The sequence below is a fragment of the Rodentibacter sp. genome, from assembly GCF_057314195.1.
Genome location: NZ_DBHLAM010000055.1, coordinates 44,695 through 54,057, shown reverse-complemented (window position 1 = coordinate 54,057; position 9,363 = coordinate 44,695). Strand labels below are relative to the sequence as shown.

At 45.2% G+C, this 9,363-nt stretch carries 6 protein-coding genes; 5 read left to right on the top strand and 1 reads right to left on the bottom strand.

The window, feature by feature from the left end; translation table 11 throughout:
- The first annotated feature begins 135 nt into the window (after positions 1-135).
- Positions 136-1,794, top strand: a complete 1,659-nt coding sequence (locus tag ACO59Y_RS08290; protein WP_486132304.1) for a phospho-sugar mutase — start codon at positions 136-138, stop codon at positions 1,792-1,794.
- Between the two features lie 76 nt (positions 1,795-1,870).
- Positions 1,871-2,203 (top strand): DMT family transporter, encoded by a 333-nt coding sequence (locus tag ACO59Y_RS08285; protein ID WP_486132302.1) that lies wholly within the window; start codon positions 1,871-1,873, stop codon positions 2,201-2,203.
- 405 nt (positions 2,204-2,608) lie between these two features.
- Here the strand turns inward: ACO59Y_RS08285 and rho are convergent, their stop codons facing one another.
- Positions 2,609-3,871, bottom strand: a complete 1,263-nt coding sequence (gene rho, locus ACO59Y_RS08280) for a transcription termination factor Rho (RefSeq protein WP_486132300.1) — start codon at positions 3,869-3,871, stop codon at positions 2,609-2,611.
- Positions 3,872-4,145: 274 nt separating this feature from the next.
- Between rho and argH the strand changes: the two genes are divergently transcribed.
- From argH to ACO59Y_RS08265, 3 genes are all read left to right on the top strand, one after another.
- The gene (argH, locus tag ACO59Y_RS08275; protein WP_486132298.1) at positions 4,146-5,525 is read left to right on the top strand and encodes an argininosuccinate lyase; all 1,380 of its coding nucleotides are present in this window, start codon (positions 4,146-4,148) and stop codon (positions 5,523-5,525) included.
- Between the two features lie 248 nt (positions 5,526-5,773).
- Positions 5,774-7,954 carry a DNA helicase II gene (uvrD, locus tag ACO59Y_RS08270; protein ID WP_486132296.1) on the top strand — a complete coding sequence of 727 codons (2,181 nt, stop codon included), beginning with the start codon at positions 5,774-5,776 and terminating at the stop codon, positions 7,952-7,954.
- Between the two features lie 397 nt (positions 7,955-8,351).
- Entirely contained in the window at positions 8,352-9,353 is a 1,002-nt protein-coding gene (locus ACO59Y_RS08265; protein ID WP_486132294.1) for an ABC transporter permease subunit, read from the top strand.
- The last annotated feature ends 10 nt before the right edge of the window (positions 9,354-9,363 follow it).

Below are 9,363 nucleotides of genomic sequence, written 5' to 3'. Positions count from 1 at the left end.
GTTTTTTATGAGCGATGGGCGGTACGAAAAGTGTTATTTAGATCAAAGTTTCACTAAATAGGCGTTTAAATTTTACCGTTTTTCCGCTAGTCTATCCGCAATTCGTAATTGTCTTTTAACTTAGGAAGGTGAACTATGACAACTCTCTTTAATATAGCTCAAAATTGGTTGAATCAAGATCCTGATGCAGAAACCCGTGCAGAGTTAAACACACTTTTAGATGCGGCGAAAGCGGGCGATAAAGCAGCGGAAACGGAATTACAGGCGCGTTTTGATGGACGCTTACAATTCGGTACCGCCGGTTTGCGCGGTCGTTTGCAAGCGGGTTCTATGGGCATGAATCGTGTGTTGGTGGCGCAGGCTGCCGGCGGTTTGGCATTGTTCTTAAAAGAATACGACCAACAACCTTCCATTGTGATTGGCTACGACGGACGTAAAAACTCCGATGTGTTCGCGCGCGATACCGCCGAAATTATGGCAGGTGCCGGTATCAAAGCTTATTTATTACCGCGTAAATTACCGACGCCGGTACTGGCTTACGCCATTCAATATTTCGACACCACCGCCGGTGTGATGGTCACCGCCAGCCATAACCCACCGGAAGATAATGGTTACAAAGTGTATTTAGGCAAAGCGAACGGCGGTGGGCAAATCGTTTCACCGGCAGATCAACAAATCGCGGCGCTAATTGATAAGGTTGCCGCCGGTAGCGTGAAAGATTTACCGCGCAGTCAGGAATATGTGATATTAGACGACACCGTAGTGGATGCCTATATTGCAAAAACCGCCTCTCTCGCTAAAGAGCCACAAGCAAATATTAACTATGTTTATACCGCCATGCACGGCGTGGGTTACGAAGTGTTGAGCAAAACCTTGGCAAAAGCGGGATTGCCACAACCGCACATTGTTGCCGAACAAGTATGGCCGGACGGTACGTTCCCGACCGTCAACTTCCCGAATCCGGAAGAAAAAGGCGCGTTGGATTTGGCGATTAAAATAGCAAAAGAAAACAACGCCGAATTTATTATCGCGAATGATCCCGATGCTGACCGACTGGCGGTGGCCGTGCCTGATGCGCAAGGCAACTGGAAACCGCTGCACGGCAATGTGGTTGGTTGTTTCTTAGGCTGGTATTTGGCGAAACAATATCATGCGCAAGGCAAAAAAGGCATATTCGCTTGCTCCTTAGTTTCCTCGCCTGCGCTGGCGGAAATTGCCAAACGTTATGGTTTTGAATCACAAGAAACGCTCACCGGGTTTAAATATATCGGTAAAGTGCAAGGCTTGTTATTCGGCTTTGAAGAAGCCCTCGGTTATTTGGTTGACCCGGATAAAGTGCGCGACAAAGATGGCATTTCCGCCGCCATCATGTTCTTGGATTTAGTCCGTAATCTGAAAAAACAAGGCAAAACCTTGGCGGATTACGCGGCGGAATTCACCAAAGAATTCGGTGCTTATGTAAGTGGACAAATTTCTATTCGCGTAAGCGATCTGTCTGAAATTGGCAAATTAATGAGCGCATTTCGCAATAATCCACCGAGTGTAATCGGCGGTGTGAATGTGGCACAATTTATCGATCACACCAAAACTGATCGCCAAAGTGACATTCTGGTGTTCGTGCTGGAAAATGGTAGTCGCCTCATCGCCCGTCCGTCCGGTACGGAACCGAAAATCAAGTTCTACCTCGACGCCCGCGGTAGCGATCCGAAACATGCCGAACAAGTGCTTGCTGCATTTGACGAAGCCGTACGCAATATTCTTCGTCAGGCCGAATTTGGTAAACAAGATTGTTAAGAACATATTTGTTTAAGCGGAAGAGGCGCAGACTGCGCCTCTTTTTTTATGAAGACTTTTCTTTTATGAGGAATCAATGAACCCTTGGATTTTACTCGCGTTCTCCATTTGTCTGGAAATCGTCGCAACCAATTTACTGAAACTAAGCGACGGTTTTACCAAACCGCTACCAACGGTCGGCTCGTTAGGCCTTTATGCCGTATCTTTTTATTTGGTTTCCATTGTTTTCCGTACGCTACCGGTCGGCTTGGTTTATGCAATTTGGTCAGGTGTGGGCATTGTTTTGACTACGCTTGTCGCCTATTTTGTCTTTGGGCAAAGAATTGATACGGCGGGCCTCATCGGCATCGGCTTAATTATTGCCGGCGTGTTGGTAATTAATTTATTTTCCACTGCGTCTCATTCATAAAAAGTGGCCTTTGCTTTTTTCAAAATGTAAGCTTAAAGCTCAACTGAATGCTGTGAATATGTAAAACGGCTTTTGAGTCGGAACGTGGATTGGCATTCCCAAATAGCACCGCATTGGAGCCGCTTCCAATGCGGTGCTATTTTGTGAGTGTAATTTTCCGCTTTGTGCGGCCATCACATCATTTCAAAATTATGCTTATCGTTTAAGCTAGAAACACTTTGAAAATTAAAGAAAACAATCGGCCACAAGATTAAGCCTAAAATCGATTTGATTTTGCTGACCGAGAATTACAGGCATACCAAGCCAACAAAAAGGATCGAGTACTGGATTACAGCGCCCGATCCTCTAATTAAATGCGGCTAATTGTGCAGAGGCCGTACAGTTATTTTTCTTTTGTGTTTTGAATTATGAGCGTTTCATAATTTCAAAAAATTCTTCGTTAGTTTTGGCCATGCCGAGTTTGTCAATGAGCCATTCCATCGCTTCCACTTCGCCCATCGGATTAAGGATTTTGCGTAGAATCCACATTTTTTGTAACTCATCAGGGGCGGTGAGCAAGTCCTCTTTACGGGTACCTGAACGGTTAAAGTCGATAGCCGGGAACACACGTTTTTCCGCAATTTTACGGGAAAGATGCAATTCCATGTTACCTGTACCTTTAAATTCTTCGAAGATCACTTCATCCATTTTGGAGCCGGTATCGACTAATGCGGTGGCGATAATCGTTAAGCTGCCGCCTTCTTCCACGTTACGCGCTGCGCCGAAGAAACGTTTGGGGCGGTGTAATGCGTTGGCGTCCACACCACCGGATAAAATCTTACCGGATGCCGGTGTGACGGTGTTATAAGCACGCGCTAAACGGGTGATGGAGTCAAGTAAAATCACCACATCTTTTTTGTGTTCTACAGAACGTTTGGCTTTTTCGATCACCATTTCAGCCACTTGAACGTGACGGGTTGCCGGTTCATCGAAAGTAGAGGCAATCACTTCGCCTTTTACGGAGCGTTGCATTTCCGTAACTTCTTCCGGGCGCTCATCGATCAGTAACACAATAAGTTCGACATCAGGGTAGTTGTGGGTAATGCTTTGCGCAATATTTTGCAACAACATGGTTTTACCCGCTTTCGGTGGCGCGACGATCAAACCACGTTGGCCTTTCCCGATAGGGGCGGCTAAATCTAAAATTCGGGCGGTTAAATCTTCGGTAGAGCCGTTGCCACGTTCCATTCTTAAACGGGAATTGGCATGTAATGGCGTTAAGTTTTCGAAAAGGATTTTGCTGCGGGAGACTTCCGGTTTGTCGTCATTGACTTGATCTACTTTGAGGAGGGCAAAATAGCGTTCGCCTTCTTTCGGCGGTCGAATTTTTCCTTCGATTTTGTCTCCGGTTTGCAAATTGAAGCGACGAATTTGGCTTGGGCTGACATAAATATCGTCAGGGCCGGCTAAATAGGAACTGTCCGCCGAACGGAGGAAGCCAAAGCCATCCGGTAAAATTTCCAATACGCCGCCGCCGAAGATGTCTTCACCGCCTTTTGCGTGTTGTTTTAAAATGGCAAAGACAATATCTTGCTTGCGCAAACGCGCTAAATTTTCTAGGCCCATTTGCTCTTCGCCGAGTTTCACGAGATCGGAAACAGGCATATTTTTAAGTTCTGTTAAATGCATAATGAATAATCGTTGGAATGAATGAGAGTTGAGTGAATGAATGGAGGACTGGCGTCCAAAAAGTGGTGCGTAAGGTATCACTAAAACCGCGTAGTGTCTAGTTCTTGTTATAAAAAAATCAGGCATTTTTATGATGTGGCGAGGGAGATTTTGAGGAAGTTTTTTATTTTCCGAAGTAAAACTTGATTTGTGCATATTTATGCATAATAATGTAATAAATAATTACTTTGCTTGACCGTTTGGGCGGTCGCATATAAGACATAGAGGAAATATTATGGCACTTTGGGGTGGACGTTTTACGCAGGCTGCAGACAAGCGTTTTAAAGATTTTAACGATTCATTACGTTTTGATTTCCGTTTGGCGGAACAAGATATTGTCGGTTCTATCGGTTGGTCAAAAGCCTTGGTAAAAGTGAATGTACTGAAGCAAGAAGAGCAACAACAGTTGGAGCAAGCGTTAAATGAATTATTAATTGAAGTGCGCTCGAATCCGCAAGCGATTTTGCAAGACGATGCGGAAGATATTCACAGTTGGGTGGAAAGTAAACTCATCGATAAAGTAGGCAATTTGGGTAAAAAATTACATACCGGCCGTAGCCGTAACGACCAAGTAGCCCTTGATATCAAACTGTGGTGCAAAGAGCGCGTAATTGAATTGCAAAATTCCATCCGCAATTTGCAACGTCATTTGGTGCAAACTGCGGAAAATACGCAAGATGCTGTGATGCCGGGTTACACCCATTTGCAACGTGCGCAACCGATTACTTTTGCACATTGGTGCATGGCATACGTAGAAATGTTTGAACGCGATTACGGCCGTCTGGCCGATGCGTACAAACGTATGAACAGTTGCCCGCTTGGTAGCGGCGCGCTTGCCGGTACGGCGTATGCGGTAGATCGCGAGGCGCTGGCACAAGATTTGGGTTTTGCCTTCGCGACGCGTAACAGCCTGGACAGCGTGTCCGACCGCGATCATATCGTCGAATTACTTTCAACCGCTGCATTAAGTATGGCGCATCTTTCCCGCTTTGCAGAAGATATGATTATTTTCAATAGCGGCGAAGCAAATTTCGTGGAATTATCCGATCGTGTTACGTCTGGTTCTTCTTTAATGCCGCAAAAGAAAAATCCGGATGCATGCGAATTAATCCGTGGCAAAGCAGGCCGCGTAATGGGGGCGTTAACCGGTATGTTAATGACTTTAAAAGGTTTGCCGTTGGCCTATAACAAAGATATGCAGGAAGATAAAGAAGGCATTTTTGACGCCTTAGATACGTGGCAAGATTGCGTTGATATGGCGACCTTTGTGTTAGATGAATTGAAAGTAAATGTGGAACGCACTCGTGAAGCGGCGTTAAAAGGCTATTCTAATGCAACTGAGCTTGCCGATTATTTGGTGGCAAAAGGTGTACCGTTCCGTGACTCGCATCATATCGTGGGCGAAACCGTGGTTTACGCAATTAAAAAAGGCAAAGGCTTGGAAGATTTAACTATTCCGGAATTCCGCCAATTCAGTGAAGTCGTGGACGATGATGTGTACGAAATTCTTTCACTTCAATCTTGCTTGAATAAACGTTGTGCCAAAGGCGGCGTTTCGCCGTTGCGCGTCGCTGAAGCAATTGCCGAAGCTAAAGTGCGATTTTCCGAAGATTAAAATGAAACGGCGGCGATCCGGAAATAAACTTCCGGCGTTTGTATCGCGTAACAGCACCGCATTGGAACCTGCTCCAATGCGGTGCTATTTTTTATGTTCGACAATGCCTTTTCCGATGTGCTTTGCAGATTCGTAAGAAGGCATCAATCAAGTACCAAAATCGTCCACGGACGACGAATTCCTCATTGTCTAACCGGTAAAATGTCACTATAATCCCCTGTAAATTTACACAGATAAAGTAAACAAAAATGGACATTTCCGAATTACTTGACGGTTTGAATGATAAACAACGGGAAGCGGTCGGCGCGCCGCCGGGCAATTATTTGGTGTTGGCGGGCGCAGGGAGCGGTAAAACCCGTGTGTTGACCCATCGAATTGCATGGCTTGTCGCTGTGGAAAATATTTCCGAAGGCAGCATTATGGCGGTAACTTTCACCAACAAAGCTGCAGCTGAAATGCGGCACCGCATTCAAACCACCTTGGGCAAGTATTCTCAAACGAATTTATTCGGTATGTGGATCGGCACTTTTCACAGCATCGCGCACCGCTTGTTACGCGCGCATCATTTAGATGTGGGGTTGCCGCAAGATTTCCAAATTCTGGATTCGGAAGATCAGTTGCGTTTGTTAAAACGTTTGTTAAAACTGCACAACTACGACGAAAAAGCGTTTCCGCCGAAGCAGGCTTGTTGGTACATCAACAATAAAAAAGACGAGGGTTTGCGGCCACACGAAATTGAAGATTTTAACGATCGCCAAGAACGCGAATGGATTAAGATTTATCAGATTTATCAAGATACTTGTGATCGCGCCGGCCTCGTGGATTTTGCCGAGCTTTTAATTCGCGCTTATGAATTGTTTGATAAAAAACCGTTGATTTTACAGCGTTATCAGCAGCGCTTTCGACATATTTTGGTGGATGAGTTCCAGGACACCAACAAAATTCAGTATCAATGGATCAAAATTCTGGCGGGACAAACCGGCAATGTGATGATTGTGGGCGATGACGATCAATCCATTTACGGTTGGCGCGGTGCGCAGATCGAAAATATCCAAAAATTTTTGAAAGATTTTAAAGCAGAAACTATTCGACTTGAGCAAAATTACCGTTCTACCGCCAATATCCTAAATAGTGCGAACGAATTGATTGCCAACAACGGCGATCGCCTCGGTAAGAATTTATGGACGGACGGTGAAAAAGGCGAGCCTGTGGGCATTTACGCCGCCTTCAATGAATTAGATGAAGCTAAATTTGTGGCTTCGCAAATTCAAGATTGGGTGGATAACGGCGGAAAACTAGACGATTGCGCGGTGCTTTATCGCAGTAACAGCCAGTCGCGTGTGATTGAAGAAGCCTTGATTCGTTGCCAAATTCCTTATCGAATTTACGGCGGAATGCGATTCTTTGAACGCCAAGAAATCAAAGATGCTTTAGCCTATTTACGTTTAATTAATAACCGCCAAGACGATGCGGCATTTGAACGCGTGATTAATACGCCGACACGCGGTATTGGCGAGCGCACGTTAGAAGTGTTGCGCCATCTCACGCGCGAACGCCAAATTACCTTATGGCAAGCGGTACAAGTGGCGACACAAGAAAATAGGCTGACCGGGCGCGCTTCCACCGCATTATTACGATTCCAAGAATTAATTAATTCTTTGCAACTTGACACTGCCGAAATGCCACTTTTTGCCCAAACGGATTTTGTGATTAAACATTCCGGTTTATACGATATGTATCAGCAAGAAAAAGGCGAAAAGGGAGAAGTACGGATTGAAAACTTGGAAGAGTTGGTGAGTGCAACCCGTGAATTTGTAAAACCTGATGAAGCCGAAGAAATGACGGATCTCACCGCCTTTTTAACCCACGCCTCCCTTGAAGCGGGCGAAGAGCAAGCGTCACCGCATCAATCCAGCGTGGAAATGATGACGTTGCACTCGGCAAAAGGTTTAGAGTTTCCACGCGTGTTTATGGTAGGTGTGGAAGAAGGCTTGTTCCCGAGTTTTCGTTCTTTTGAAGAGCCGGGGCGCTTGGAAGAAGAGCGCCGTTTGGCTTACGTGGGGATTACGCGCGCAAAACAAAAATTGACGATTTCTTATGCCGAAAGTCGTCGTTTGTATGCGAAAGAAGAACGCCATTTGCCGTCGCGTTTTATTGCCGAGTTACCGCAAGAATGCATTCAAGAAATTCGTTTACGTGGCACGGTGACACGTGCGATGAATTTGGCGAAAGTCGGTTCGCTGTCTCATTCAAATCCAAACGAAAACGAATGGAAAATGGGACAAAAAGTGAAACATGAGAAATTCGGCTTCGGCACGGTGATTAATGTAGAAGGTTCAGATAACAACACGCGTCTGCAAATCGCATTCCAAGCGCAGGGAATTAAGTGGTTGATTGCGCATTTAGCGAAATTGGAAAAAGTGCGGTAATTTTACCGTGTATTAAATCATGTTTGTTCCGGCTAACGTGAAATAATTTTAACCCGCTTGTCGGTTTTTGGCGGAAACAGCACCGCATTGGAGGCGCTTTCAATGCGGTGCTATTTTTACCTTTCAACGAATCCTTCGACAAGCGTTCAGCCGACTTATAATCGCCCGTCAATTCTCTGATTAATCGCTGCGCTAATCGACTTCATATTGATTACGTAATACCGCTTATTCCGGCGTTACGATATGCCGAAAAGGAATGATTGATAACAACAGGTAATTTGGAAAAATACCGACAAGTACGGTAGAATCTGGCGGTTTTTAATGTTTCCCATTGATGTTGAAGAGAAAAGTGCGGTCAATTTTTAACCGCATTTTTTGTTATTTGTTGAGTGATTGAATGTTTAAATTTATTTTCAAACGTATTTTAATGGTGATTCCTACTTTCATTGCGATTACTTTTATCACCTTTGCCCTTGTTCATTTTATTCCCGGCGATCCGGTGGAGATTATGATGGGCGAGCGCGGTTTAACACCGGAAGTTCATCAGCAAATGATGCATCAACTTGGCCTTGATCTGCCTTTGTATCAGCAATATTTCAATTACATCGGCAATGTGATTCGAGGAGATTTCGGTTCGTCTTTTCGCACTCAGCAACCTGTCATTTCGGAATTCTTTACGCTTTTTCCGGCAACGGCGGAATTGGCGTTTTTTGCGCTGTTTTGGTCGTTACTGGGTGGCATTATTTTCGGTACTTTTGCGGCGATAAAAAAAGAGAGCTGGATTTCACATACGGTAACGGCTGTATCGTTAACCGGTTATTCCATGCCGATTTTCTGGTGGGGATTGATTCTGATTTTATACGTTTCGCCGCTCTTAGGTTTGCCACAAGGCGGACGCTTAGAAAATGATTTTTGGATCGATACGCCGACCGGTTTTATGTTGATCGATACTTGGCTTTCCGGTGTGCCCGGCGCGTTTGAAAATGCGCTGAAATCGTTAATTCTTCCGGCCATTGTGCTTGGTACGATTCCGCTTGCGATTATTACTCGCATGACCCGTTCGGCAATGCTTGAAGTATTGGGCGAAGATTATATTCGCACGGCAAAAGCGAAAGGTTTAAGTTACTCCCGTATCGTGATTGTGCACGCTTTGCGTAATGCGTTGATTCCGGTGGTGACGGTAGTCGGACTGATTGTCGGGCAACTGCTTTCCGGTGCGGTGCTGACGGAAACGATCTTTTCTTGGCCGGGTATTGGTAAATGGATTATTGATGCGATTCACGCGCGCGATTATCCGGTGTTGCAAGGTTCGGTATTGATTATCGCCACCATTATTATTGCGGTGAATTTGACTATTGATTTACTTTACGGCGTGGTGAATCCGCGTATTCGTCATTAATTGGGAGAAA